Source organism: Rhodococcus sp. P4_E4, from assembly GCF_056401575.1.
This window is the reverse complement of the sequence record NZ_JBFUJB010000001.1, coordinates 403,129-428,145: the sequence shown is the minus strand read 5'-3', so window position 1 is coordinate 428,145 and position 25,017 is coordinate 403,129. Positions and strand designations below refer to the sequence as shown.

The 25,017-nt window shown below is 61.5% G+C and carries 26 protein-coding genes; 18 read left to right on the top strand and 8 right to left on the bottom strand.

Going from position 1 to position 25,017, the window contains the following annotated elements:
- Positions 1-22: 22 nt before the first annotated feature.
- Complete coding sequence (locus tag AC1DVN_RS02075) at positions 23-1,444, bottom strand: short-chain fatty acyl-CoA regulator family protein (RefSeq protein WP_477993267.1); 1,422 nt, start codon at positions 1,442-1,444, stop codon at positions 23-25.
- A 167-nt stretch (positions 1,445-1,611) separates the two neighbouring features.
- Here AC1DVN_RS02075 and prpD point away from each other — a divergent pair, with 167 nt between their 5' ends.
- The 6 genes from prpD (at position 1,612) to AC1DVN_RS02045 (ending at position 7,567) form a co-directional block, all read left to right on the top strand.
- Positions 1,612-3,114: a 2-methylcitrate dehydratase PrpD gene (prpD, locus tag AC1DVN_RS02070; protein WP_029256234.1), complete on the top strand. Its 1,503-nt coding sequence runs from the start codon at positions 1,612-1,614 to the stop codon at positions 3,112-3,114.
- Positions 3,114-4,031 carry a methylisocitrate lyase gene (prpB, locus tag AC1DVN_RS02065; protein WP_477993265.1) on the top strand — a complete coding sequence of 306 codons (918 nt, stop codon included), beginning with the start codon at positions 3,114-3,116 and terminating at the stop codon, positions 4,029-4,031. The genes prpD and prpB overlap by 1 nt, the downstream gene beginning before the upstream one ends.
- Complete coding sequence (locus AC1DVN_RS02060; protein ID WP_477993263.1) at positions 4,028-5,149, top strand: bifunctional 2-methylcitrate synthase/citrate synthase; 1,122 nt, start codon at positions 4,028-4,030, stop codon at positions 5,147-5,149. Before prpB ends, AC1DVN_RS02060 begins: the two co-directional genes overlap by 4 nt.
- A gap of 188 nt (positions 5,150-5,337) precedes the next feature.
- Positions 5,338-6,120: an enoyl-CoA hydratase gene (locus tag AC1DVN_RS02055; protein WP_031330816.1), complete on the top strand. Its 783-nt coding sequence runs from the start codon at positions 5,338-5,340 to the stop codon at positions 6,118-6,120.
- A 60-nt stretch (positions 6,121-6,180) separates the two neighbouring features.
- Positions 6,181-7,041 carry an SDR family NAD(P)-dependent oxidoreductase gene (locus AC1DVN_RS02050; RefSeq protein WP_195790456.1) on the top strand — a complete coding sequence of 287 codons (861 nt, stop codon included), beginning with the start codon at positions 6,181-6,183 and terminating at the stop codon, positions 7,039-7,041.
- 10 nt (positions 7,042-7,051) lie between these two features.
- A complete protein-coding gene (locus AC1DVN_RS02045) occupies positions 7,052-7,567 on the top strand; it encodes a MerR family transcriptional regulator (protein ID WP_070795684.1) in 516 nt (171 codons plus the stop codon).
- Here AC1DVN_RS02045 and AC1DVN_RS02040 read toward each other — a convergent pair.
- A complete protein-coding gene (locus tag AC1DVN_RS02040; protein ID WP_477993260.1) occupies positions 7,525-8,445 on the bottom strand; it encodes a TIGR01777 family oxidoreductase in 921 nt (306 codons plus the stop codon). The two genes, AC1DVN_RS02045 and AC1DVN_RS02040, sit on opposite strands and share 43 nt — an antisense overlap.
- On the bottom strand, positions 8,442-9,119 hold the full coding sequence (locus tag AC1DVN_RS02035) for a TetR/AcrR family transcriptional regulator (RefSeq protein ID WP_264613330.1): 678 nt from the start codon (positions 9,117-9,119) through the stop codon (positions 8,442-8,444). Before AC1DVN_RS02035 ends, AC1DVN_RS02040 begins: the two co-directional genes overlap by 4 nt.
- Before the next feature lie 145 nt (positions 9,120-9,264).
- On the opposite strand from AC1DVN_RS02035, the gene AC1DVN_RS02030 reads away from it, so the two are divergent.
- Both AC1DVN_RS02030 and AC1DVN_RS02025 read left to right on the top strand, forming a co-directional pair.
- The gene (locus AC1DVN_RS02030; RefSeq protein ID WP_477993258.1) at positions 9,265-9,669 is read left to right on the top strand and encodes an EVE domain-containing protein; all 405 of its coding nucleotides are present in this window, start codon (positions 9,265-9,267) and stop codon (positions 9,667-9,669) included.
- Between the two features lie 12 nt (positions 9,670-9,681).
- On the top strand, positions 9,682-10,122 hold the full coding sequence (locus tag AC1DVN_RS02025; RefSeq protein WP_477993256.1) for a MarR family winged helix-turn-helix transcriptional regulator: 441 nt from the start codon (positions 9,682-9,684) through the stop codon (positions 10,120-10,122).
- Between the two features lie 12 nt (positions 10,123-10,134).
- Here the strand turns inward: AC1DVN_RS02025 and AC1DVN_RS02020 are convergent, their stop codons facing one another.
- Positions 10,135-10,788 carry a TetR/AcrR family transcriptional regulator gene (locus AC1DVN_RS02020; protein WP_029256223.1) on the bottom strand — a complete coding sequence of 218 codons (654 nt, stop codon included), beginning with the start codon at positions 10,786-10,788 and terminating at the stop codon, positions 10,135-10,137.
- A 93-nt stretch (positions 10,789-10,881) separates the two neighbouring features.
- Here AC1DVN_RS02020 and AC1DVN_RS02015 point away from each other — a divergent pair, with 93 nt between their 5' ends.
- The 9 genes from AC1DVN_RS02015 (at position 10,882) to AC1DVN_RS01975 (ending at position 20,651) form a co-directional block, all read left to right on the top strand.
- Entirely contained in the window at positions 10,882-11,343 is a 462-nt protein-coding gene (locus AC1DVN_RS02015) for a MaoC family dehydratase (protein WP_020909091.1), read from the top strand.
- A gap of 28 nt (positions 11,344-11,371) precedes the next feature.
- Complete coding sequence (locus tag AC1DVN_RS02010; protein ID WP_060938003.1) at positions 11,372-12,544, top strand: acyl-CoA dehydrogenase family protein; 1,173 nt, start codon at positions 11,372-11,374, stop codon at positions 12,542-12,544.
- 9 nt (positions 12,545-12,553) lie between these two features.
- A complete protein-coding gene (locus tag AC1DVN_RS02005; protein ID WP_046379265.1) occupies positions 12,554-13,687 on the top strand; it encodes an acyl-CoA dehydrogenase family protein in 1,134 nt (377 codons plus the stop codon).
- A 131-nt stretch (positions 13,688-13,818) separates the two neighbouring features.
- Complete coding sequence (htpG, locus tag AC1DVN_RS02000; RefSeq protein ID WP_020909088.1) at positions 13,819-15,747, top strand: molecular chaperone HtpG; 1,929 nt, start codon at positions 13,819-13,821, stop codon at positions 15,745-15,747.
- 169 nt (positions 15,748-15,916) lie between these two features.
- The gene (locus AC1DVN_RS01995; protein WP_477993253.1) at positions 15,917-16,456 is read left to right on the top strand and encodes a DinB family protein; all 540 of its coding nucleotides are present in this window, start codon (positions 15,917-15,919) and stop codon (positions 16,454-16,456) included.
- A gap of 92 nt (positions 16,457-16,548) precedes the next feature.
- Positions 16,549-18,129 (top strand): FAD-binding oxidoreductase, encoded by a 1,581-nt coding sequence (locus AC1DVN_RS01990; protein WP_378667047.1) that lies wholly within the window; start codon positions 16,549-16,551, stop codon positions 18,127-18,129.
- Entirely contained in the window at positions 18,126-19,043 is a 918-nt protein-coding gene (locus tag AC1DVN_RS01985; RefSeq protein ID WP_003940547.1) for a diacylglycerol kinase, read from the top strand. The genes AC1DVN_RS01990 and AC1DVN_RS01985 overlap by 4 nt, the downstream gene beginning before the upstream one ends.
- 46 nt (positions 19,044-19,089) lie before the next feature.
- Positions 19,090-19,917: a potassium channel family protein gene (locus AC1DVN_RS01980; RefSeq protein ID WP_477993250.1), complete on the top strand. Its 828-nt coding sequence runs from the start codon at positions 19,090-19,092 to the stop codon at positions 19,915-19,917.
- 47 nt (positions 19,918-19,964) lie between these two features.
- Positions 19,965-20,651, top strand: coding sequence for a TetR/AcrR family transcriptional regulator (locus tag AC1DVN_RS01975; RefSeq protein ID WP_060938009.1), 687 nt, complete (start codon positions 19,965-19,967; stop codon positions 20,649-20,651).
- A 6-nt stretch (positions 20,652-20,657) separates the two neighbouring features.
- Here AC1DVN_RS01975 and AC1DVN_RS01970 read toward each other — a convergent pair whose 3' ends face one another.
- The gene (locus tag AC1DVN_RS01970) at positions 20,658-21,842 is read right to left on the bottom strand and encodes a metallophosphoesterase (protein WP_020970747.1); all 1,185 of its coding nucleotides are present in this window, start codon (positions 21,840-21,842) and stop codon (positions 20,658-20,660) included.
- Positions 21,843-21,965: 123 nt separating this feature from the next.
- On the opposite strand from AC1DVN_RS01970, the gene AC1DVN_RS01965 reads away from it, so the two are divergent.
- Complete coding sequence (locus AC1DVN_RS01965) at positions 21,966-22,598, top strand: GyrI-like domain-containing protein (RefSeq protein WP_477993248.1); 633 nt, start codon at positions 21,966-21,968, stop codon at positions 22,596-22,598.
- Positions 22,599-22,615: 17 nt separating this feature from the next.
- Here AC1DVN_RS01965 and AC1DVN_RS01960 read toward each other — a convergent pair whose 3' ends face one another.
- The 3 genes from AC1DVN_RS01960 to AC1DVN_RS01950 form a co-directional block, all read right to left on the bottom strand.
- Positions 22,616-23,008 (bottom strand): RNA-binding S4 domain-containing protein, encoded by a 393-nt coding sequence (locus AC1DVN_RS01960; protein WP_477993246.1) that lies wholly within the window; start codon positions 23,006-23,008, stop codon positions 22,616-22,618.
- Positions 23,009-23,032: 24 nt separating this feature from the next.
- Positions 23,033-23,953, bottom strand: coding sequence for an oxygenase MpaB family protein (locus AC1DVN_RS01955; protein WP_317830465.1), 921 nt, complete (start codon positions 23,951-23,953; stop codon positions 23,033-23,035).
- 139 nt (positions 23,954-24,092) lie between these two features.
- Complete coding sequence (locus tag AC1DVN_RS01950; RefSeq protein WP_020909078.1) at positions 24,093-24,941, bottom strand: 3-hydroxybutyryl-CoA dehydrogenase; 849 nt, start codon at positions 24,939-24,941, stop codon at positions 24,093-24,095.
- Positions 24,942-25,017: the final 76 nt, after the last annotated feature.

Sequence of the window (25,017 nt, the reverse complement as noted above, 5' to 3'; positions counted from 1 at the left end):
TTTGCGCCCTATTGTTTGCGCCCTACTGTTGCGGATACGGCAGATGGCTGCTGCTGTTCTGACTGACGGAGATCGAGCGGCCGAGTTGGGGGAAGGCGCGTTGAGAGCACGCCGGTCTGTCACAGACTTTGCACCCCGCGCCGATCGGCACGATGGTCGCGGGGTCGTCCGTCTGAATTCCGTGGGAGTAGACCATGCGATCGGCGTAGCCGATGTCGCAACCGAGTCCGACGGCGAAGTTCCGCTCGGGGGCGAGGTACCCGAGCCCGCCGCTGTGGGTAGTGCGCGCCACCCAGAGGTATGTCCGGCCGTCGGGCATCTTCGCGACCTGGGTGAGGATGCGCCCTGGGCTCGCGAATGCCTCGTGGATGACCCACAGCGGGCAACTGCCGCCGACTCTGGAGAAGTGAAAAGCGGTAGCGGACTGACGCTTCGAGATGTTTCCGGCGCGATCGGTTCTGACGAAGAAGAAGGGAATGCCGCGCTGGCCGTGCCGTTGGAGTGTGGACAACCGGTGGCAGACGGTCTCGAAGCCGACCTCGAACTTGAGGCTGAGCAGATCGATGTCGTATCGCAAGGCCTCAGCGGATTCCAGGAATTGGGTGTACGGGAGTAGTAGCGCGCCGGCGAAGTAATGCGCGAGTCCGATGCGGGCGAGAGCTGCGGATTCGGCACTCAATGATTCATCCTCGGCGACAAGGGAATCGATCACGTCGGCCTGCGTGAAGAAGGCCAACTGCATCGCGATCTGGAATGCGCGTTGGCCTGCCGACAGACGCCGCGCCAGGGTCAGGATCGACTTCTCCGGATCGTAGAAGCGCTTGGGGCCGAGCTTGTCTGGTTCGTCCGTGCGGATCGTCACGGTGACGCCGTGCTGATCGCGAAGCAGTCGTGCCAGCTGCAGATCCACTGCTCCCACGGACAACCCGTTGTCCACGAACATCCGCTCGGCAGCGTCGTCGAGAACGGCGATGTGGTTCTTTCGGTCGTAGAAGAAGTCCCGAACTTCTTCGTAAGGCATGGGCACCAGCGACACGTCAGAAGCTGCCTCGCCGGACAATTGCGTCGAGAACTGGTCCAATTGCTCTGTTGAGGCGTGAAGGCGGCGGTGCAACATCACGAGGGTGCGTCCGACCGCCGGCATTCGGGCCACCAATTCGTCCACCTCTGCCAGCGATACGTCCCCGGATTCCGAGGTTTCGGCCAAGGCGTGATGAACGTCCGCAACGAGTCGTGCGTCGGAATCGGAAGCGAAGAATTGCACGTCGAGATCGAACTCGGCGTTGAGCTTGAGAAGGACGGGGACCGTCAGCGGTCGTTGATCGTTCTCTAGTTGATTGACATAACTGGGGGAGAGTTCGAGCGCCTTCGCCAGTGCGGACTGTGACAGGTTTCGTTCTTCCCGCAGTCGTCGCAGCCGCGCTCCCGCGTACATCTTCTTCATCGAATCTCCTCGGTGCCGATCGCGTTCACCCTACCGAGAAGCCATTCGCAACATTCGCAACATTGCAGGATCGTTATTGCACAAATAGGCAATTGCGAGGGCCTATTCCGAGGTGAACGAGCTGCGTAGCGTGCAAATAGATACCGAAGCACGTGAGAAGAGGATCGATGAAGACGCATCTCGTACGCACCCACCGCTCTGCCGAAGAGTTCCCCAAGGAAGACCACCTCGCGTGGAAGATCGCGGAAGTTGCGACGGATTCCGTCGAGGTCACCGACGCCACGTCCGACATGATCGTCAACCGGATCATCGACAACGCGGCAGTTGCCGCAGCTTCCCTGGTGCGCCGCCCCGTAGTGAATGCGCGTGCACAGGCGCAGTCTCATCCGTACACACCCGGTTCCACCGTGTTCGGTATCTCGGGTACCTTCTCGCCTGAATGGGCCGCATGGGCAAACGGCGTAGCGGTTCGTGAACTCGATTTCCACGACACGTTCCTGGCCGCCGAGTACTCGCACCCCGGTGACAACATCCCGCCGATCCTTGCCGTCGCTCAGCACGCCGGGCGTGACGGCAAAGACCTGATTCGTGGTCTGGCGACTGGCTACGAGATCCAGATCGACCTGGTTCGGGCTATCTGCCTGCACGAGCACAAGATCGATCACGTCGCACACCTCGGCCCTTCGGCCGCGGCAGGTATCGGAACCTTGCTCGGCCTGGGCACCGAGACGGTCTACCAGGCAATCGGTCAGGCGCTGCACCTCACGACGGCTACACGGCAGTCCCGCAAGGGCGAGATCTCCAGCTGGAAGGCCTACGCGCCGGCGCTGGCCGGCAAGGTTGCCGTCGAGGCAGTCGACCGTGCGATGCGCGGTGAAGGTGCGCCGTCACCGATCTGGGAAGGCGAAGACGGCGTGATCGCCTGGCTGCTCGGTGGCCCGGACAAGGAGTACCACGTTCCGCTTCCGGGTTCTGGTGAGGCGAAGCGCGCCATCCTCGACTCGTACACGAAGGAACACTCCGCGGAGTACCAGAGCCAGGCACCGATCGACCTCGCTCGCCGGATGCGTTCTCGCGTCGGTGATCTCGACCAGATCGCCTCGATCGTCTTGCATACCAGTCACCACACCCACGTCGTCATCGGCACCGGTTCCGGCGATCCGCAGAAGTTCGACCCCACCGCATCGCGTGAAACTCTCGACCACTCGGTGATGTACATCTTTGCCGTTGCGCTGCAGGACGGTACGTGGCACCACGAGCATTCCTACGCGCCAGAGCGTGCACAGCGCCCCGACACGATCGAGCTGTGGAACAAGATCTCCACGCGCGAAGATCCCGAATGGACACGCCGTTACCACTCGACGGATCCGGACGAGAAGGCTTTCGGTGCTCGCGCCGAGATCACCTTGAAGAGCGGCGAGGTCATCGTCGACGAGCTTGCGGTGGCTGATGCGCACCCGCTCGGCGCACGTCCGTTCGCTCGCGATCAGTACGTCGCGAAGTTCCGCACCCTCGCCGAGGGCGTCATCGAGCCGAGCGAACAGGACCGCTTCCTCGACGCGGCACAGCGCACCGCCGAATTGAAGGCAGGCGAACTCGATCAGCTGACCTTCACCGTTTCCGAAGACGTTCTCGCTCGGGCCCCCAAGGTCGCCAAGGGACTCTTCTGATGACGGGCCTCATCGCAGCAGCGACGTCTGCAGCCGACAAGCGGATTGCCTTCCGGGCCGGGCTGACGTCCGGAAAGATTCAACGACTCCCCGGTGCGATCAATCCGTTGACAGCCAAGCTCATTCAGGAAATCGGGTTCGAAGGTGTCTACGTTTCGGGTGGTGCGTATTCCGCCGGATTGGCGCTTCCCGACATCGGGCTGACCACGTTGACCGAGGTCGCCGCCCACAGCAAGCAGATCGCGCGGGTCACCGACCTCCCGACGCTGATCGATGCCGACACCGGTTTCGGTGAACCCATGAGTGCTGCCCGCACGGTCACGGTCTTCGAGGACGACGGTATAGCCGGTCTGCACCTGGAGGATCAGATCAACCCCAAGCGCTGTGGGCACCTCGACGGCAAAGCGATCGTGCCTACCGAAGACATGGTTCGCCGAGTTCGTGCTGCAGTCTCGGCACGCCGTGACCCGAACTTCGTCATCTGCGCGCGCACCGATGCTGCCGGAATCGACGGTATCGACGCAGCGATCGAGCGAGCAAAGGCCTACGCGGATGCCGGTGCCGATCTGATCTTCACCGAAGCTCTTGCCACCGAAGCAGACTTCGAGAAGTTCCGCGCAGCAGTCGACACTCCGTTGCTCGCCAACATGACCGAGTTCGGAAAGTCGAACCTCATTTCGGCGAAGACATTGGAAGAGATCGGTTTCAACGCCGTCATCTACCCCGTGACCACCCTTCGGCTGGCGATGTTCGCTATCGAAAAGGGTCTGCGCGAGATTTTTGCGGAGGGCACGCAAGAAGGACTGCTCGGCGAGATGCAGCAGCGCAGCAGGTTGTACGAGATTCTCGAGTACGAGCGCTACAACGAATTCGACAGTGGCATTTTCAATTTCAGCTTGGAGGGGAGTAGGACATGACCGAACAGATTCCGACGATCTACAAGGGCTTGGCCGGAGTTGTCGTCGATACGACGGCTATCTCCAAGGTAGTGCCCGAGACGAATTCGTTGACGTATCGCGGTTACGCAGTGCAGGACCTTGCCGCGAACTGCAGCTTCGAAGAAGTTGCGCACCTGCTGTGGTACGGCGAACTGCCGACTCCCGAGCAGCTCGAATTACTCTGCCTGCGTGAGCGTGCGGCTCGCCGTGCCGATCGCTCACTGCTCTCGCTCCTGACCAAGATGCCGGACAACTGCCACCCCATGGATGTTGTCCGGACGGCGATCAGCTACCTCGGCGCCGAGGATCCGGCGGAGGACGACAACTCCGAGAAGGCCAATCTAGCCAAGGCACTGCGGATGACGGCTGTGCTGCCGACCATCGTCGCAGCCGATTTCCGCCGCCGGCGCGGTCAGGATCCCATCGCGCCGCAGTCGGACCTGGGTTTCGCCGAAAACTTCTTGAACATGTGCTTCGGTGCTGTTCCGGAGCAGGCGATCGTGAAGGCCTTCGAGGTCTCGCTGATCCTGTACGCGGAGCACTCCTTCAACGCCTCGACGTTCGCCGCTCGTGTTGTGACGTCAACACTTTCGGACATCTACAGCGCAGTGACGGCTGCGATCGGCACGCTCAAGGGCCCGTTGCACGGCGGCGCAAACGAAGCTGTCATGCACGACATGCTCGAGATCGACGACCCCGACCGCGCAGAAGCCTGGATGTCGGAGAAGTTGGCTGTCAAAGAGAAGGTCATGGGTTTCGGGCACCGTGTCTACAAGAACGGTGATTCGCGTGTTCCGACCATGAAGCAGGCGCTCCTCGACGTAGCGGCAGCGACGGGCGGCGAGAAGTGGGTGCAGATGTACGAGATCCTCGAGAAGACGATGGTCAGTGCCACCGGAATCAAGCCGAATCTCGATTTCCCCACGGGCCCTGCGTATTTCCTTATGGGCTTCGACGTCGAGATGTTCACGCCGATCTTCGTGATGAGCCGCATCACCGGATGGACGGCGCACATCATCGAGCAGGGGCAGTCGAATGCACTGATCAGGCCGCTGAGTCAGTACTCCGGTGTGCCGCAGCGGACCGTTGTGGCATAACGCTTTCAACAATCGTGGCATGACACCCACTAATGCTGCGTCGGCGAGGTTCGGTTCTGGCATCACCGTCTCCTGGCCTCGTCGACGCTTCTCCGTTCGCACTATCTGCAACTTCGCACCGAATATTCGCAAAGATACTCGAGTGCAATGTGTTTCGTTTGTTCCTTGTCGGTAATAGCGTCAGTGTCATGACTGAAACGCACGAAGACATCTCGATTATCCGTCGTGGCGAGACGCTTGACGTCGTGTTCAACCGGCCGGAAAAACACAACGCACTGACTCCTCAGATGTACGACGCCATTGCCGGAGCCTGCCGGAGCGCCGACTCCGACCGCGAGATCCGGTTACTCACTCTCCGAGGTGCTGGGGGAGAGGCGTTCTCGGCGGGTTCCGACATACGCCATTTTCAGACCTTCTCGAGTTTTCACGACGGGCTCGACTACGAAAGTCGGTTCGTCGGCGTGCTGACCGAACTCGAGAAAGTGCGGGTTCCCACGCTGGCTGTCATCGACGGTGTGTGCGCGGGAGCCGGGCTGTTGTTAGCGGCAGCGTGCGATGTGCGGATCGCGACGCACGGGTCCCGCTTCTGCCTCCCGATCGCGCGCACGCTCGGAAACTCGTTGTCGGTCCATTCCGTGGCGTTGCTGGCGGACAGGATCGGCAGTTCGCGTCTGATGTCGTTGGTCGCTCGGGCGGGGGTCATGTCGAGCGACGAGGCTCTGCGGAACGGCTTCCTCAGCGACTGTGCAACAGAGACAGAGTTCGCGAGCCTGACTGCCCAGGTATCGCGGGAACTCCTTGCGGCTGCCCCGATGACCGTGTGGACGATTCGAGAGTCCCTGCGCCGCATCAGGACCCGATCGATCACCGACAACGATGATCTGATGCGCATGATCTACAGCAGTGACGACTTCAAAGCCGGTGTCGACGGTTTCCTTCGCGGCGAGCGACCGGTTTGGGCCGGCGCGTAGCTCGGCTGTAGAACCAAAGGCTTGCGTTGGAGCGCGCTCTAACCCCTAGCGTTGCCCACCATGACAACAAAAACCTGGATCATCACTGGAGTTTCTCAGGGTTTCGGCCGCGAACTTGCAGTGTCCGCACTTCGAACCGGGGACGCGGTAGTCGCGGCAGTTCGTAGGCCCGAGTCCGTTGCAGATATCGCGTCGGAGCATCCGGATCGGTTCTCGGCGGTGACGTTCGACGTCCGCGACACCGCGGCGGCACCCAGCGTCGTCGAACATGCGCTCGAGCATTTCGGTCTTGTCGACGTGCTGGTCAACAATGCCGGTCGCGGGATGGTCGGCGCGGCGGAGATGGTGGACGATTCGACCTTGCGGGATCTCATGGAACTGCACCTGATCGGACCCGCCGCGTTGGTGCGCGCCGTCCTCCCTTCGATGCGAGCGCAGGGCAGCGGAACGATCGTGCAGATGAGCAGTCAAGGCGGCCGCATGTCGTTTCCCGGCGTCGGGGCGTATTCGGCGTCCAAATTCGCGATTGAAGGCTGGTCGGAGGCCCTTGCCGGTGAGGTCGGGCAGTTCGGCATCCGGGTCATGATCGTCGAGCCCAGCCGATTCCGTACAGCATTCAACACACCTGGCGTTCTGAGCTTCGCCGAATCATCCTCGGACTACCGTGATTTGCTCGATCCTGTTCTGCGGGACATGGCGGCGGCAGACGGTGTTCAGGAGGGTGATCCGGAGAAGGCAGCAGAGATCATCACCTCGCTGGTGCACAGCGAGAATGTGCCACTGCGTCTGCCGCTGGGAAAGGAAGCCGTGGAGCGGATATCCGCGTCGTATCGGAAGAATCTCGCCGAGGTATCCGTCTGGGCCGACCTCGCTCGCAGCGCCGATTTCGCGGATGCTGCCGGACCTGTCCGCCCGTTCTAGGCTGGGAGTCATGGCTACCGAAGACTTGATGCGCAAGGCACTCGAGGCACTTGGGGAAGTGGACGGGCCTATGTCGATCGAGGTGATCCATCGACTCGTCGATACAGGGGATGTTCAGGACCCGATGTCGATCGCCGAAGTGTCAGACCTTCTGGATGTTTCGGCGCATACCCTGCGCTACTACGAGAAGATCGGCTTGGTTGCGGTGGATCGTGATTCGAGCGGACATCGTGTGTACGGGCCGGAATCTATTCGCAGGCTGGTGTTTCTGACCCGCATGCGTATCTCGGGCATGGCGATTCGCGACCTGCAGCATTACGTCGAACTGGTCGACGCCGGTGAAGGGACAGTTCCGGAGAGGCTCGACATGCTGCTCGAGCACCGGGACACCGTTCGTCGGCAGATCAAGGAGCTCACGTTGTCTTTGGCTGCGACGGAGTACAAGATTGCGACGTACGGCGGGCGGACCGGAGAGCAGGATACTCAGCCGAGTGTCACCGGAAGCAGCCCTCGCGGGGTCTCCTGAGCGATCTGTTCCAGCGCAGACTCCAACGTCGGAAATTGATACTGGAAGCCGCTGTCCGCGAGCACCCCTGGTAAAACCCAGCGACTCTTCGTCACCAGTTCAGCCTCGGTGCGGATGATTCGTGCGCCGAACTCGAGCATCCAGTCCGGCGTCGGAAACCCGTATTGTCGGCCAAGTTTCGCTCGTACCATACGCATCATGTCGGTGTTGGTTACCGGATACGGGGATGCGATATTGACCGGGCCTGAGATCTCCGGATGCTCGTAGATGTGGATGACCGAGCGAACGACATCGGAAATGTGTATCCAGCTGAACATTTGTCGTCCGTCGCCCATTCTTCCGCCGAAACCCATTCGGGCCAGGTTCACGAAGGGGTTGATTGCTCCGCCGCCGGCTCCGAGAACGATCGACATTCGTAACGCCACTTTACGAACGGGGGTTGGGGCTGAGAACAATTCGTGTTCCCACGCCCGCGCGACCGCGACGGAGAATCCCTTACCCAGTTCTCCGTTCTTCTCGTCCATCGGTCGATCCCTCGCGTCTCGGTAGATCGTGCCGGTACTGGCGTTCGCCCAGAGCGAGGGTGGCTGCGGTGTACGGGCCAGTGCGCGACCCAACAGTGCGGTCGTTTCCACGCGGGAGGAGAAGATTTCGTCGGCATTGCGCTTGTTGTATCGGCAGCTCACAGAGCGTCCGGCGAGGTTGACCAGCAGATCCGCGCCGCTGAGTACGTCGGCGACACCTTGCTCGTCGGACCAGGTGGCATCGCTCGTTCCTCCCCGGCCGATCGTTCGTACGTCCACCCCGTTGGGTTCGAGCGCTCGAACGAGAGATTGCCCTATGTAGCCCGACGCACCGGATACAACGACAGTCTTCATGATTTTGTGTTCCCCTCTGGAGAAACGACTTTGGTCATCAGGGCGGCGACGTCACCGACCAGGCCGCGGGCCACCGGTAGCCGGGCGAGGGCGAGTGTTTTCGCGATGATCGGGACCAGGCCGTCGACCAGGGATCGGGTACGAGTTTGCCCCGGAGACGAGTCGGTGACCCAGTGCAGCGTCACGCCCAGATAGCTGAGCCACAAGAGTGTGGGGAGCTGGGTCTCCAAGGACGCCGGCGTCTTCTGCTTCGACGCCGCCAGTGCTTCGCGCATCAATTCGACGGCCATCGATCTCGCATCACTCGACTCGGCCGAGAACGGGCTGGACGGCGATGCGGTGGGCAGGGCGACGTGCAGAAACGCGCTACCGAACCCGTGATAGGGCCCCATGACATCGAGTCCGGTGTGCAGAACGATCGCGAGATTTTCCGCGAGTGAGCCACCTTTGCGTAGGAGTGGGAGCGCACGCTCTCGGTGATCACGTTGGATGACGAGATACAGCTCGTGAACCAGTTCGTCTTTGCTGGCGAAGTAGTAGTAGGCATTCCCGAGGGAGACACCTGCCTCAGTCGCGATCTTGCGCATGGTCGTCGCTGCGAAGCCTTCGTCGCGGAAGAGCCGCAAAGCTGTTTCCACCAGCTTTTCCCTGGTTTCGATCCCGCGACTGCTCATGGGCTCCCTTCCTTTGAACGTGTTCAAGTTCAGCGTACGCCTTGAAGTTGAACACGTTCAAGAGTCGATCTGTTGCGAGGAATATAATAAGCGCGCATACTAAAATCATGATTGAACTTGCGCTCGGTTCGCCAGGTGGTCGGCGATGAACGCCTGGTTAGGGGTTGTCTCGGCCGAACATGTGCGTCGCGCAGTGGATCTCGGAATCGCACAGATCGGGCACGGGACGAGGTCCGGATTGGCGCGGATGAAGGCGGGCGATGTGCTTGTCTACTATTCGCCGGTCGAGTCCCTTGGTGATCGAGATCCGTTGCGCGAGTTCACAGCCCTCGGTGTGATCGAAGAGGGTGAGATCTGGCAGGCGGACGAAGGGTGCTTCAAGCCGTTTCGGCGTCGAGTGCGATACGAGGAGTTCACGCCCGTTCCTCTCGAGGCAGTTCGGAGTCGTTTGGCATTGACCTCGACACCGAACTGGGGGTATCAGCTCCGCCGAGGCTTGATTCCGTTGGATGGCAACGACGTCGAGATTCTGCGCTCGACAACGAGATGACACACTGACGCTGTGGCGAAGAAACTGGAAACCGACTTCGAGAACGCGGGCGACAGTCCGGGTCTGATGTTGTGGCGTGTCACCAATGCTTGGCAGGCCTCGATTCGCGCGGCGCTGCGGCCTTTCGACCTGACTCACGTGCAGTTCGTTCTGCTCGCCGCACTGACGTGGCTGGACGCGGAAACACCGATAACTCAACGCGATCTTGCCGAGTATGCGCGCACTGATCCGATGATGACGTCACAGGTGATACGGACCCTCGAATCCAAGAAATTGGTCGAACGACGTCCACACCCGACGGACGCTCGGGCACGCTCGGTGGTGGTGACCCAGGCGGGTGCGGCCCTGGCAGGCAAGGCAAATCGTGCGGTCGAAGCATCGGATCGGGAATTCTTTGCCGCTCTCGGGGATCGTCAGGCGGCCTTTGTTGCGATGCTCGGCGTGCTTGACTGAAAGTAGCAACCCTCAGTTTTCGAGGGATAACTCTGAAGTGGTCTGCAGCAGTGCATATTTGGCTTCCAGCCCGTCCAGCAGGGATTCCAGCGCGAGTTCGAAACTGGCACCATCGATTTCCGTAGCACGCTCGCGCAACAGATGTGCTCGCGTGAGGTGCGGGTAACGCTCGGCGTAGATCGCCGGATCGTCCACGAATCCGCCGGAGAACGTCGCTGTCGCAGCGCCCATGACCACGTACTTGACGGAAGCGCCGATCAGCGTTGCCGTGCGCTGCGGCCATCCGGCCCGCACCAGGCCGCCGTGGATGGCGTTGGCGCGGTCAAGGGCGATGGGCCTGACGCTCGGACCGTAGGCCAAGTAGGGAACGATATTGGGATGCTTGCCCAGGGCGGCGTGGTAGGACCGCGCCCACGTGCACAGCGCACCGCGCCAATCGTCAGAGTCGAAGCCGCTCACGTCGACGGACTCCATGATGACGTTCGCGACGTCGTCGAGTAGCTCGTCCTTGTTGGCGTAATGGCTGTACAGCGATGGTGCTTGCACGCCGAGAACGGTGGCGAGTTTGCGCATCGAGAAGTCGGTCAAACCGTGCTCGTCGACCAGTTTCAGGGCGGTGTCCCTGATGATCGGCTTGCTCAGTAGTGGAATCCGCGGTCGCGCCATCGCACACCCTTTCGTGTGAAAGTACTGGACAACCTTACACCGTGAGTTTATTATCCAATTAACCTAACAGTGTTCGGGAACGTGGAGGATCAGATGACGCGGGTGTTCGAGAACAAGGCCGATCTCCTGGGGGCGGTCGGTGAAACGCTGGGCTCGAGCGAGTGGGTCGAGGTCACCCGCGAGATGGTCCATCAATTTGCCGACGCGACCGGTGACCATCAGTGGATTCACGTCGACGACGAAAGGGCAAAGCGTGAATCACCTTTCGGCGGTCCGATTGCCCACGGGTATCTGACTCTCTCGCTCCTGCCGCTTCTGTCGAAGTCCGTGTACCGCATCGACGGGGCGAAGATGGTCATCAACTACGGGTCCGACAAGGTTCGATTCCCGAGTCCGGTGCCGGTCGGAGCCAAGGTTCGAAACACTGCAGTGCTCTCCGCGATTGAAGAGTTGCCGAACGGTTCGCTGCAGAGTCAGATCACCAACACCGTCGAGATCGAAGGCGTGGACAAGCCAGCCGTTGTTGCGCAGACCGTCGCACGAATCTTGTTCTGAAATCCTGCCAGAAGAAAGCAGACTCCATATGAATCTCGAATTGACCGGTGAGGAAGTTGCGTTCCGCGAGGAGATGCGAAAGTTCTTCACCACCGAATTCTCGCCCGAACTTCGTGCACGTGCAGCGGGATTCGGAAAGCTGACGCGTGAAGACATCGTTGCGGGCCAACAGATTCTGAATGCACACGGACTGGCGGTTCCGCACTGGCCGGTCGAATGGGGTGGCAAGGACTGGACTCCGGTACAGCGCCACATCTATTCCGAGGAAATGCAGTTGGCGTCGGTACCCAACCCGTTGCCGTTCAACGTGAGCATGGTTGGGCCCGTTATCGCAGCCTTCGGCTCGCAGGAGCAGAAGGAGAAGTTTCTCCCGGCGACGGCTAACGCCGATATCTGGTGGTGCCAAGGTTTTTCGGAACCAGAAGCCGGTTCGGATCTCGCTTCACTCAAGACGGCTGCTGTCCGTGACGGCGCGGATTACATCGTCAACGGTCAGAAGACGTGGACTACTCTCGCGCAGCACGCCGAGTGGATCTTCTGTCTGGTTCGGACAGATGCCAGTGCCCAGAAGCGTCAGGCAGGAATTTCGTTCCTGCTCATCGATTTGGCGACTCCCGGCATCACGATTCGTCCCATCAAACTGATCGACGGCAGCGTCGAGGTCAACGAGGTGTTCTTCGACAACGTCCGTGTTCCTGCGGAAAATCTTGTCGGCGAGGAGAACAAGGGCTGGGACTACGCCAAGTTCCTGCTCGGTAACGAACGCACGGGGGTCACACGGGTCGGGTTCTCCAAAACCCTTGTCGCCACGGCAAAAGAGAAGGCGCGGGAGGTTCGCGTCGGAACCGGCACCCTCCTCGAGGATCCGTTGTTCGCGGCTCGGTTGGCCGAGTTGGAAAACGAATTGCTTGCACTGGATCTGACTCAACTGCGAGTTGTGGCGAGTTCGGCAGACGGAAAGCCGAATCCGGCATCCTCGCTGCTCAAGCTCCGTGGCTCCGAATTGCAGCAGGCAGCAACGGAATTGCTGATGGATGTCGCCGGACCGGACTCTCTGCCGGTAGATATCGCCGACATCGACTCGCCGGAGTGGGCGCAGCAGGCGGCGCCGCGCTACTTGAACTACCGGAAGGTTTCCATCTACAGCGGATCAAGTGAGGTGCAGCGCTCCATCATTGCCTCCTCGATCCTCGGATTGTGAGCATCTGACATGAATTTCGAACTCGACGACGAACAGACGATGCTTCGCGACACAACGCGCGAATTACTCAGCCGCAGCTACGACGCGGAGAAGCGCAACGCCACCTCGGCCACTGACGAGGGATGGAATGCCTCGGTGTGGAAGCAGTTCGCCGAGCTCGGGCTGCTCGGCCTGCCGTTCGCGGAGGCCGATGGCGGGATGGGGGCTGGGCCGGTCGAGACCATGGTGGTGATGACCGAACTGGGCCGCGCGCTTGCACCCGAGCCGTATTTGGGTGGTGTTCTGATCCCCGGTGGGTTGATTGCTGCGATCGGTTCGGCAGATCAGCGGGCGCGACTCCTGCCGGCGCTCAGCGACGGGACCACGTTGTCGGCATTTGCCCATACGGAACCTGGGACGCGCTGGCCGGTCGCCACTGTCACGACCACTGCATCGAAGGCGGGATCGGGGTGGACGATCACCGGCGTCAAGAACCCGGTTCTGCAGGGCGACAGCGCGCACGTCGTGATCGTCAGTGCCACACTTCCAGGCGGCGGCACCGGGCTCTTCCTGGTGGATGCGGAAGGCTCGGGTGTCACACGGAGCACGTACGCGACCCACGACGGCCGTCGCGGCGCGCAGTTCACGTTCACCGATGCCGCGGCCGAACAACTTGGTGAGGGCGGCGATGTCACGGCGGCGATCGTTGACGCAGAGGTCCGGGCGCAGGCAGCTCTGTGCGCCGAGGCGATCGGAATCATGACCGAGGCGCTGCGACTGACGACAGATTACCTGAAGCAGCGCAAGCAGTTCGGTGTTCCGCTCGCGAAGTTCCAGACGCTGACTCATCGTGCGGCCGACATGTACGTGGCGCTCGAACTGGCGAGCAGCATGAGTCTGTACGCGACCATGGCCATCGCCGACGGAGTGATCGATCCGACCATCGCGTCGCGAGCGAAGCTGGCTGTCGGTCGTGCCGCGCATCAGATCGGTCAGGAAGCAATTCAAATGCACGGTGGTATCGGTATGACAGCCGAGTATCCGGTCGGGCACTACGTCTCGCGGCTGGTGGCCATCGAACACACTTTGGGCGCATCGGACGATCACCTCAGGGTGCTGGCCGGCGGCGTCTCGAACTATTCGATGGTTGACGTCACCGAGTAGATCGGTGGGTGAAGATAACGGGAGGTCATGCGCAGGTCGCGTGGCCTCCCTTGTCTGTGCGGGGGCCGGCCCGCGGTATTCGAGGTCGAGTAAAATCCCTGTGATCAGTCCGAGAAGAGAAAGGGATCGAAGTGACCGCGCATACCGAGCAGCTCGAGTTCCAAGCAGAAACACGTCAGCTGCTGGATCTGATGGTTCATTCAATCTATACGAACAAGGACAGCTTCCTTCGTGAGTTGATCTCCAACGCTTCGGACGCGCTGGACAAACTTCGCCTCGAGTCGTACCAGGACAAAGACCTCAACGTCGACGTCTCCGATCTGCATATCGAGATCGACATCGACAAGGCGGCACGCACCCTGACCATCCGCGACAACGGCATCGGAATGTCGCGTGACGAGGTCGTCGACCTGATCGGCACGCTCGCCAAGTCCGGCACCGCCGAGGTGCGTCGTAAGCTCAAGGAAGCCAAGGATGCAGCGGCATCGGAAGAACTGATCGGTCAGTTCGGCATCGGCTTCTACTCCACGTTCATGGTGGCGGACAAGGTCACGCTGCTGACCCGCCGCGCCGGTGAAGATCACGCGACGCGCTGGGAGTCGACCGGCGAAGGCACGTACACGCTCGAGCATGTGAACGAGGCGCCGCAGGGCAGCTCCGTGACCCTGCACCTGATGCCCGAGGATTCCGAGAACGGCCTGCACGACTACACGTCGGAATGGAAGATCAAGGAACTGGTCAAGAAGTACTCCGACTTCATCGCGTGGCCCATCCGCATGGATGTCGCTCGTACGTCGACGCCGGCCGAGGGCGAAGAGCCCGAGGTCACCATCGAGACCGAGACGATCAACTCGATGAAGGCACTGTGGACTCGCTCCAAGGACGAGGTGTCCGAGGACGAGTACAAGGAGTTCTACAAGCACGTCAGCCACGCCTGGGACGAGCCTCTCGAGGTCATCCCGATGAAGGCCGAAGGTACTTTCGAATACCAAGCGCTGCTGTTCATTCCGTCGACGGCGCCGTTCGATCTGTTCATGCGTGAGCGCAAGGCCGGCATCCACCTCTACGTCAAGCGCGTCTTCATCATGGACGACTGCGAAGAGTTGGTGCCCGATTACCTGCGCTTCGTCAAGGGTGTGGTCGACGCACAAGACCTCTCGCTCAACGTCTCTCGTGAAATTCTGCAGCAGGACCGGCAGATCGCTGCCATCCGTCGTCGTCTGACCAAGAAGGTCCTCTCGACCATCAAGGACATGAAGGCGAACGAGCCCGAGAAGTACTCGACCTTCTGGACCGAGTTCGGACGCGCGCTCAAGGAAGGCCTGATGGCCGATGCCGACAACCGCAAGACGCTGCTCGACATCTCTTCGTTTGCCTCGACCAACAGCGAAGAGGGCGTGACCACTCTCGCCGAGTACGTGGAGCGCATGAAGGACGGTCAGGAACAGATCTACTTCATGACGGGCGAATCTCGTCACCTGATCGAAAGCTCTCCGCACATGGAGGCTTTCAAGGCCAAGGGCCTCGAGGTTCTGGTTCTCACCGACCCGGTGGACGAGATGTGGGTCGACGCTGTCTCGGACTTCGACGGCAAGACCTTCCAGTCGATCGCCAAGGGCGAGGTCGACCTCGACACCGAGGACGAGAAGAAGGCGGCCGAGGCCGAGCGCGAAGAGAAGGAGAAGGAATTCGGCGAGCTGCTGACGTGGCTGACCGAAACCCTGTCCGACGACATCAAGGAAACGCGTCTCTCGACGCGACTGACCACCTCGGCTGCCTGCATCGTCGGCGACGCGTTCAGCATGTCTCCGACGCTCGAGAAGATGTACAAGGCTTCGGGTCAGCCTGTTCCGCACAGCAAGCGCATCCTCGAGCTCAACCCGGAGCACCCGCTTGTCTCGGGTCTTCGGGAGGCGCAGGCCGCCAACGACAATGCGGAGAACCTGACGGAGACGGCTCAGTTGCTCTACGGCATGGCGTTGCTTGCCGAGGGCGGCGAGCTGAGCGACCCGGCGCACTTCACGCGTCTGCTGGCCGATCGATTGGCCCGCACGGTCTGATCTCGCGCAGTCCGATCTCGTCGTAGCTCGCTCGAACTCCCGGCACTCACCTTCCTGGTTGGGTGCCGGGAGTTTTTTCTTGATCGTTTTCTATTGAGGACCGTTTCTGTCCGCAATGACTTCTAACGTAGTTCTCACAGGCAAGAACCCACGAGCGAAGGAAAACATCATGAACGCATCGACTGTCACCGTCACCGGCGAGCGCGCGGATCTCCTCCAGAGCCTGCGTCAGCATCGTGAATTCCTGCTCTTCACGGTCAAGGACCTCACCGACGAGCAGGCTGCTTCGAGGCCGACCGTGAGCGAACTGTGCCTAGGCGGATTGGTCAAGCATGTAGGTCAGGCAGAAAAGGGTTGGGTCGACTTCATTCTGGAAGAGCCGGCCGGACTTGGTGGTGACTTCGACCCGACCCAGTGGTCGGAAGAGATGCAGCAGGAACGGGCGAACGAATTTGCCATGGTCGACGGTGAAACCTTGGCAAGCATCGTGTCCGAATACCAGGGGATCGCGGCCAGGACCGACGAGTTGGTGGCCTCGCTGGACAGCCTCGACATCTCGCATCCACTGCCGTCGGCGCCGTGGTTCGAAGTGGGAGCTCGCTGGTCAGCGCGGCGCGCATTGCTGCACATCATCGCCGAGACGGCCCAGCATGCGGGCCACGCAGACATGCTTCGTGAAGCCATCGACGGATCCAAGACGATGGGTTGATCGACAGCTCGATCAACCGGGATGTTTACACATCACACAAATATGTAACACTAGTGTCTATGAGCACCGAAAAGTCTGCCTTGCAACCGCCGATGCAGTGGGACGCCTGGGGCGATCCGGCCAAGAAGCGTGAACTGTCGGACGCAGTCACATCATTGTTGACCGGATTTCTCGGTGTGTCCGCACCGACTCGCTCGCGCCTCGCCATCGAAGACGTTCAGGTGACTCCGTCCGCCCTGGCTCAGTCGCACGTCGAGGCGCTGGCTGGGCTGGTCGGGGCCGAGTACGTCAGCACCGAGGATTCGGATCGAATCCTTCGGTCCGGTGGCAAGAGCACCCCGGATCTGCTTCGCCGTCGTAGCGCCGAGCCGCAGGACGCACCGGACGCAGTCGTCACTCCAGGGACAGACGCAGAGGTCGAGCAGGTTCTCCGATACTGCTCTGCCAACCGGATCGCAGTGGTCCCGTTCGGTGGTGGCACCAGCGTCGTCGGCGGGCTCGATCCCATTCGTGACGGGTTCGACGCAGTTCTATCTCTCGATCTGCGCAGGTTCGATCAGCTCGTCGGGTTGGACGAGGAATCGGGCATTGCGACGTTCGGCGGCGGAACGACCGGCCCACGGGCCGAGGAGCTTCTGCGTGAGCACGGTTTCTCGGTCGGGCACTTCCCGCAGAGCTTCCTGTTCGCCACTCTGGGCGGGTTTGCCGCCACCCGGTCTTCGGGGCAGGCGTCGGCTGGATACGGACGTTTCGAGGACATGGTTCAGGGCCTCACTGTTGTCACCCCGAGTGGTGTGGTCGAGACCGGGCGTGCGCCGGCATCTGCCGCAGGCCCCGATCTGGGTGAGCTTTTTGTCGGCTCCGAGGGGACATTCGGCGTCATCACGCACGTGCGTGTGCGGGTTCATCGCCTGCCCGAGACCACCGTGCGCGAAGGGTGGAGCTTCCCCGACTTCGCCACCGGCGCAGCAGCATTGCGTGAGCTGGTCCAGGAAGGATCGGCTCCGACAGTACTGCGGTTGTCCGACGAGGCCGAGAGTGGCGTGAATCTGGCGACTACCGACAAGATCGGCGAGAACGCTTTCACGGGTGGTTGCCTCGGCATCACCACCTACGAGGGCACCGCTTCGCACACCGCTGAACGGGTGGCGGAGGCCCGAGCAATTCTCACCGCTCACGGTGGGACTTCGCTCGGTGAGGAGCCCGGAAACAGTTGGGAACACGGGCGATTCGATGCGCCGTATCTGCGTGACGCTCTTCTCGACGTCGGCGCACTGTGTGAAACCCTCGAGACAGCAACCACCTGGGGTAACCTCGCGAACCTGCGCTCCTCGGTCACCGAAGCGCTGACCAAGGCTCTCGTCGAGCAGGGGACTCAGCCGCTCGTGATGTGCCACATTTCGCACACCTACAAGACCGGTGCTTCGCTGTACTTCACAGTAGTCAGCGCGCAGACCGAGGATCCGATCGCTCAGTGGCACAAGGCGAAAACTGCCGCTGGCGATGCGATCATCGCCGCCGGTGGCACGATCACCCATCATCACGCAGTCGGAGCTGACCATCGCCCGTGGATGAAGGACGAGATCGGCGAATTGGGCGCGAATATCCTTCGCGCAGTGAAGAATGCAGTGGACCCTGCCGGCATCCTCAATCCTGGAAAGCTGATTCCGTGACCGAAACCCGCAGTCAGATCGAGAAGGTTACCGTCCTGATCAATCCGATGGCGGGACATGGTCACGCGCCTGCAGCCGGACGCAAAGGTGTTGCGCGACTGCGTGCTCGGGGAGTTGCCGTCACCGAGATCATCGGAACCGATGCCGACGACGCCAAGAAGTTGGCGCGTCGTGCGATCGAGGAGGGTACCGACGCGCTGGTGGTGGTCGGCGGTGACGGTGCCATCAGCATCGGATTGCAGGCTGCCGCGTTGACCGATACTCCTATCGGGCTCATCCCGGCGGGCACCGGTAACGATCACGCCCGTGAGTTCGGCATTCCCACAGGCGATCCCGAGGCAGCCGCCGATGTGATCGCCGACGGCGTCGTGCAGCAGTCCGACCTGGCGAAGATCACGCTTGCCGACGGTTCCGTCGTCTGGTCGGGAACGATCATCGCGAGCGGATTCGATTCGCTGGTCAGTGAACGGGCCAATCGGATGTCGTGGCCCAAGGGACCGATGCGCTACAACTTGGCGATGCTCGCCGAGTTGGCGAAGATGAAGCCGCTGCCGTACCGGATCGAACTCGACGACGAGGTCATCACGGTGGACGCGACGCTCGTGGCTGTCGGCAACGGGCGCTCGTACGGTGGCGGCATGCTCATCACTCCGGGCGCGTCGAAGTCTGATGGGTTGCTGGATCTGACCGTCGTCGGGCACGGTTCGAGGTTGCGTCTGGTGCGCCTGTTTCCGCGGGTGTACAAGGGAACTCACGTCTCCTTGGATGCGGTACAGACGTATCGGTCGAAGAAGGTCCGGTTGGTCTCCGAGGGCATCATCGCCTACGCGGACGGTGATCGGGTGGGGCCGTTGCCCATCACGATCGAGGCAGTTCCCATGGCGCTCAACATCTTGACGCACACTCGGATCTGAGTTGGTTCTGCCGGTCACGCGGTAGCAGTGGTGTAAGACTTCTCGGATGAACGAATCAAGGAGGTCGGTGCACCACCGCACTGCGTGGACGTCGAAGCGGTGGCAGCTCACCACCGACATCCCCTTGACCGCTGCGGCCTGCCTGTTCTTGGTGGCGTACGCGTACCAAGTCCTGGCGCAACCGACTGGCTTCCCGCATCGCCTGACCGAATGGATCATGTGGGCCGCGTGGGTCGTATTTGCCGTCGACTACGCAGTTCGCCTGTGGTTGGCTCCTGCTCGCGGTCGCTGGTTCGTCAGGCATCTCTTGGATTTGGCGATGGTGGTGCTACCCATGCTGCGTCCCTTGCGCCTCCTTCGGTTGGTCACCCTGCTTGCAATAGTCCACCGCTCGAGCGGGCAAAGCTTGCGTGGGCGAGTGGTTGTCTACGCCACCGGGGCCACGGCCTTGCTGATCGGTGTCGCGGCACTGGCCATGCTCGACGCCGAGCGGCACGCTGAGGGCGCCGCCATTACGTCGTACGGGACGGCGTTGTGGTGGGCGATGGAGACGGTTACGACCGTCGGTTACGGAGACATGGCTCCTGTCACTACAACCGGGCGCCTGATCGCCGGAGCGTTGATGATCGGCGGAATTGCATTGCTGGGCATCGTGACTGCCACACTCGCTTCCTGGTTGGTCGAGCGAGTGGCGGAACAGGACGAGGCAGGGCAGGCCGCGACGCGTAAGCAGGTGGCAGATCTGTCCGTGGAGGTCCGAGCATTGGCCACCCGCACGCACCGAGTCGATCTCGCGTCCGTCGATACCGATTCGCTGCGTCGCGAACTGGCGTCGAGGGGAGTCGTGCCGCAGCATGCACCTTCGGACAATTGACCCGCAGTACAGCAAACAATAGAACGATGGTCTGATAATCTTGCGTGATGGTGGCGACCCATGGATTCCAGCGCGCGCGCAGGCCCGAGCAGATCGAAGCACGTCGGTGCGCGATTCTCGACGCAGCTCGCGCGATGCTCGGGTCCAAGCCAGTCGCAGACATCAGTCTGCGTGAGCTCAGTGAGAGCGTCGGCCTCGCGAAGTCGAACGTGCTCCGGTACTTCGACAGTCGCGAGGCCATCTTTCTCGAAGTGCTCGACGAGAACTGGGTAGCGTGGCTGGACGGGTTGTCCGAGTCGTTGACTCCGACCAGTGACGACTCACCGTTTGCCGCTGAAATTCATGTGGCATCCGCGGTTGCGGAATCGCTTGTCTCACAGCGGTTGCTGTGCGAGTTGATGAGTGTCATGGCCGGTGTCCTCGAAAGAAACATCTCCGTCGACTTCGCCCGTGACTTCAAGAGGCGGGCGACGGTCAACTCGGGAAGGTTTGCGTCGCTGGTTCATTCGCAACTGCCCCATCTCTCGGAGGGCGACGCCGCTCAATTCGCCAAGGTAACCCTGGTGATCGTTGCCGGCTTGTGGCCGACTGCCGAGCCGACTGAATCCATGGTCGTCGTACTGAACGAGATGCAGGCGCCCCCGGCCTCCGACATGTTCGCAGTCGGCCTGCGTGAAGGTCTGATCAACCAGCTCGTCGGGTTGTCGGCGCGAGCGGCAACCCGAACGAGCTGAGAACGATCAGGCGCTGTGCAGCGTCAGAACGGTTATCTCGCTCGGTGCGAACACCCTGAAGGGCGGACCCCAGAATCCGGTTCCCCGGCTGGTGTACAGCTGCGTACGTTCTCCGTGCCTGGTAAGCCCGTGCACCGACGGTTGATCGAGTTTCACCAGAAAGTTGAAGGGCCAGATCTGTCCGCCGTGGGTATGACCGGCGAGCTGCAGATCCACTCCCGCGGAAGCGGACTGAGTAACCTGCTTCGGTTGGTGGGCGAGCATCAGGATCGGCAATTCGGGGTCGGAGCCGGCCAGGGCCATGTCGAAGTTCGCGCCGTGCCCGTCCAGTTTCGATCCCAACGCTGTCGCATCGTCGACTCCGGCGATGACCAGTCTGTCTCCGCCCTTGGTGACGACGAGGTGGCGGTTGTGCAGCGCGTCCCAGCCGATCGAGGTCATGTAGTCGAGCCACTCCTGAGCCTCGTGGAAGTACTCGTGATTGCCGGTCACGTAGACGCGAGCGAGCCCGGCTTCGACCGATGCGAGGGGGGTCGCTTGGCCGAGGCGCTGCTCTACCGTTCCGTCGGCGATGTCACCGACGTGGGCCACGATGTCGGCGTCGAGATCGTTGACTGCCGCGATCACGCGCTCGGACCACTTCTCGCGATTGATCGGCCCGAAGTGAGTGTCGGTGATCGCGACTACCCGAAGTTTGTCCATCCCCGCACCAAGGCGGGGGATGGTGACGTCGACCTGCTTGATCCGTGGCAGTCTCATGGCTTCCCGGTAGCCCCAGATCAGCAGAAGGGCCGAGATGATCAGTGCGGCAACGGCGACGATTCTCGATCGAAGCGGGTCATCCACGCCGCCGACGAGCAGTCCGAGCCTCAGGACTTCGCCGAGCAGGGTCCACACGAACACGACCCAGATGATTCCGAGGAGTGCGTCGCCGATCAGGCGAACTGGATCGCGGTCGGTGTGTCCGTGGCTGAGCACCATACTGGCAGGCAGGGCGATCAAGAGGGCGGCAAACAGAACGGTGCCGAAAACTGCCACCGCCGTCGGCCAGTCCGGCCGGATGAACAAGCTCCACCATGGGTACACGAACAACAGAGCCAAGATCGACGCGACAATCGCGGATATGGCAACGATCCGCAACGGTCTGCGGCGCGGAACTCGAGCGACGTCGGTCGCCTGGGGTGTAGTCACCCCGTCCAGAGTAAAGGTCCACTGGTCTATTAACAAGGGGACAGTGGTCCGCTATCGGGATGTCGGTGTTCTCGGATAGGTTTCCGAATGTTGAAACTCGGCCAGTGATCAGGTGGGTGGCGCATGGAGAAGTACGACGTCAAGAAGGCATACAAGGATCTCTACTCGCCTGGGCGCCGCGATTTTGCCCTCGTGACCGTTCCCCGCTTCGGCTACTTCGCCGTCGACGGTCACGGCGACCCCAACACTGCCAACGAGTACTCCGAGGCGCTCGAAGCGCTGTATTCGGTGTCCTACTCGGCAAAATTCGCGAGCAAGAAGGAATTGGATCGCGACTTCGTCGTTGGCCCGCTGGAAGGGTTGTGGCGGGCAGATGACCCCGAGGTGTTCGTGACACGGGACAAGGCGGCCTGGGATTGGACGATGATGATCTCGCAACCGGAGTGGATCACGGCGGCCGAACTGTCTGCGGCGATTGCAGCAGTCCGAGCCAAGGCAGTGCGGGCCAAGAAGGAGATTGCCGCTCTCGACAAGGTCAGGTTTCTCGAGTTGGAGGAGGGTCTGTCCGTCCAGATTCTTCACGTCGGCTCGTACGACGACGAAGCTCCCACCCTGGACCGGCTGCACAACACGTTCATCCCGTCGAACGGCCTGAGCTTCAACGGCGATCATCACGAGATCTACCTCAGTGATGCGCGCCGGACGCCGCCCGAGAAACTGAAGACGGTTCTGCGTCAGCCTGTTTCGAGGTCGTGACGCGTTCGAGGCGGTGGTTACGGCTCGAGGCCGCGCAACTTCTCGAGGTCACGTCGCTCGCGCTTGGTCGGTCTGCCGGCGCCGCGATCACGTCGCGGAATGGACGCAATCAGTTCGGGCGGTGGTGGGGGCGGCGAATTGTCCTGCAGGCAATCGGCGGCCAGCACCGCGCTGACTCGCTTCGTGATCGGCTTGACCACGACGACAATGCGTTCGATGCCGGATACACGCACCCGCACATCGTCGCCGGCTTTCACCTGCTGAGCCGCCTTTGCCGACGTTCCATTGACCCGAACGTGTCCCGATCGGCAGGCCGTCGCCGCCTGCGAGCGTGTCTTGAACAGCCGAACCGCCCACGTCCAGCTGTCCACGCGGACACTGATCGCGTCGGAGGGGAGTTGGGCTGGCACGCACTCCAGCCTACCGACGAGTGCTCACAGACCCTGCGCGCGGATGCCCGAGTAGGCGCGCGGCGCATACCGCAGTCGTAGCGGCAGCAGATGCCAGAACCGATCTGTCAATGTCAGGAAGCGGGCGAACCAGAAGTACATCCGTTCGTCGCGCGGCGTCCATTCCCATTCAAGGGTCTTGCGTGCCTTCTCCGGCATCAGTGCCTTGCCGATCCAGTTCGCCACGGCCATCGTGGGGCGAGAGCTAAGACGCCACAGCCACGTCGGAACCTTCGGAGCCGGTGCGATGTCGTGCTCGGCGATGCGCGTCGACCATTTTGTGGTGTGGGTGTTGATCAGGTGGTTGTCGAGCATGTCTTCCCAATACGTGCGGAAGCTGGCGTAATCGTCGAAAGCCGGTCGATCGGTGAGTCCGTAACAGCGCCACCAGGTTACGGCCTCACGGACAAGTTGGTCCTTCTGCTCCTGCGTGAACTTCTTGTACGCGAATCGCTCGTTGAAATCGAGAATCACCTCGAAGAACGTGACGTGTGTCCACCAGAAAGTGTCAGGAGTGAGGGCGTGGTAGCGCCCGCCAGTTTCGTCGATTCCTTTGAGATCGGTGTGGAAGTTGCGAACGAGCGTGCCTGTGCCCTCTTCGGTCCGGTCGTACACGACGCCGTAGATGGGCGGCAGTGAGCGGAACAGGCGGTCGAGCGGGTTGTCGAAGAAATTCGAATGATCTTGCAGCGCTCCACTTACCGCGGGGTGCATGTTCTGCAGGGTGCCTGCGCGTCCGAGATACAGCAGACCGCGAATATCGCCGAAGTGTTTCCACGTCAGGGAACCGGGGCCGATCGGATCGGCTCGCAGTTCTCGGGACTTGGGTAGTTCCCGGGGCTTCGGCCGACGAGTACCGGTGTCTGCATCGCTGCTCATCTGGGTGACCCCTCCGCCTGCGTTCATGTGACAACGGTTGTTGTCACATGATGACTTTTGCCGCGCTACACGAATTTGTCAATCGATTCGACAAGATCTGTCCGAAAAACAACTCCGGCCCCTCACCTGCAACAGGTGAGGGGCCGGAAGGGTGAAGCGGTCGGACTCAGGCGTATTCGTAGAACCCGCGACCGGTCTTCTTGCCGAGACGACCGGCGTCGACCATGCGGCGAAGCAGCGCCGGCGGAGCGTAGTGCGGTTCTGCGAATTCCGCGTACAGGGACTCTGCCGCTGCAAGGGCAATGTCGAGACCGACGGTGTCGAGCAGCGTCAGCGGACCCATCGGGTAGCCGCAGCCGCCCTTCATGGCCTCGTCGATGTCTTCTGCTGTGGCGTAGCCGGATTCGAGCATCCGGACTGCCTGGCACAGGTAAGGGATGAGCAGAGCGTTGACGATGAAGCCCGAGCGGTCGCCCGCGCGAACCGTCTTCTTACGCAACGTGTTCTTGGCGTAGTCGGTGACGGCGAGGACGGTCTCTTCGGACGTCGTGAGGCTGACCACGATCTCCACGAGCGGCATGACCGGCACGGGGTTGAAGAAGTGAACGCCCACAACCTGGCCGGGGCGCGAGGTGGCCTTGGCGATCTTGATGACGGGGATCGACGAGGTGTTGGTCGCCAGAATGCCTGCAGGCTTGACGATCTTGTCGAGCTTGCCGAAGATCTCGTACTTGAGAGCTTCGATCTCGGGAGCCGCCTCGATCACCAGGTCGCGATCGGCGAACTCTTCCATGTCCAGGGTGACGCGAACGCGTGCGATGGCGGCGTCGGCGTCTTCCTGCGTGATCTTGCCCTTGGCTACGCCGCGGTTGATCGACTTGGCGATCCGTTCGCGAGCAGCGGCGGCAAATTCTTCCTTGGTTTCGAGCACCAGTACCGAGCTACCGGCTTTTGCACAAACTTCGGCAATGCCGGCACCCATGGTGCCGCCGCCGATTACGCCTACGAGTTCCACGATTCTCCTCAAGATTCTTCAGACAGGGGACAAGCCCCCGTGCGCGGTTAAGGAGTCTATGGACTGCCTAACCGCG

Coding starts and splice junctions, on each gene's coding strand:
- AC1DVN_RS02075 (WP_477993267.1), bottom strand. CDS start 1,444: ATGAAGAAGATGTACGCGGGAGCGCGGCTGCGACGACTGCGGGAAGAA.
- prpD (WP_029256234.1), top strand. CDS start 1,612: ATGAAGACGCATCTCGTACGCACCCACCGCTCTGCCGAAGAGTTCCCC.
- prpB (WP_477993265.1), top strand. CDS start 3,114: ATGACGGGCCTCATCGCAGCAGCGACGTCTGCAGCCGACAAGCGGATT.
- AC1DVN_RS02060 (WP_477993263.1), top strand. CDS start 4,028: ATGACCGAACAGATTCCGACGATCTACAAGGGCTTGGCCGGAGTTGTC.
- AC1DVN_RS02055 (WP_031330816.1), top strand. CDS start 5,338: ATGACTGAAACGCACGAAGACATCTCGATTATCCGTCGTGGCGAGACG.
- AC1DVN_RS02050 (WP_195790456.1), top strand. CDS start 6,181: ATGACAACAAAAACCTGGATCATCACTGGAGTTTCTCAGGGTTTCGGC.
- AC1DVN_RS02045 (WP_070795684.1), top strand. CDS start 7,052: ATGGCTACCGAAGACTTGATGCGCAAGGCACTCGAGGCACTTGGGGAA.
- AC1DVN_RS02040 (WP_477993260.1), bottom strand. CDS start 8,445: ATGAAGACTGTCGTTGTATCCGGTGCGTCGGGCTACATAGGGCAATCT.
- AC1DVN_RS02035 (WP_264613330.1), bottom strand. CDS start 9,119: ATGAGCAGTCGCGGGATCGAAACCAGGGAAAAGCTGGTGGAAACAGCT.
- AC1DVN_RS02030 (WP_477993258.1), top strand. CDS start 9,265: ATGAACGCCTGGTTAGGGGTTGTCTCGGCCGAACATGTGCGTCGCGCA.
- AC1DVN_RS02020 (WP_029256223.1), bottom strand. CDS start 10,788: ATGGCGCGACCGCGGATTCCACTACTGAGCAAGCCGATCATCAGGGAC.
- AC1DVN_RS02015 (WP_020909091.1), top strand. CDS start 10,882: ATGACGCGGGTGTTCGAGAACAAGGCCGATCTCCTGGGGGCGGTCGGT.
- AC1DVN_RS02010 (WP_060938003.1), top strand. CDS start 11,372: ATGAATCTCGAATTGACCGGTGAGGAAGTTGCGTTCCGCGAGGAGATG.
- AC1DVN_RS02005 (WP_046379265.1), top strand. CDS start 12,554: ATGAATTTCGAACTCGACGACGAACAGACGATGCTTCGCGACACAACG.
- AC1DVN_RS01995 (WP_477993253.1), top strand. CDS start 15,917: ATGAACGCATCGACTGTCACCGTCACCGGCGAGCGCGCGGATCTCCTC.
- AC1DVN_RS01990 (WP_378667047.1), top strand. CDS start 16,549: ATGCAGTGGGACGCCTGGGGCGATCCGGCCAAGAAGCGTGAACTGTCG.
- AC1DVN_RS01980 (WP_477993250.1), top strand. CDS start 19,090: ATGAACGAATCAAGGAGGTCGGTGCACCACCGCACTGCGTGGACGTCG.
- AC1DVN_RS01975 (WP_060938009.1), top strand. CDS start 19,965: ATGGTGGCGACCCATGGATTCCAGCGCGCGCGCAGGCCCGAGCAGATC.
- AC1DVN_RS01965 (WP_477993248.1), top strand. CDS start 21,966: ATGGAGAAGTACGACGTCAAGAAGGCATACAAGGATCTCTACTCGCCT.
- AC1DVN_RS01955 (WP_317830465.1), bottom strand. CDS start 23,953: ATGAACGCAGGCGGAGGGGTCACCCAGATGAGCAGCGATGCAGACACC.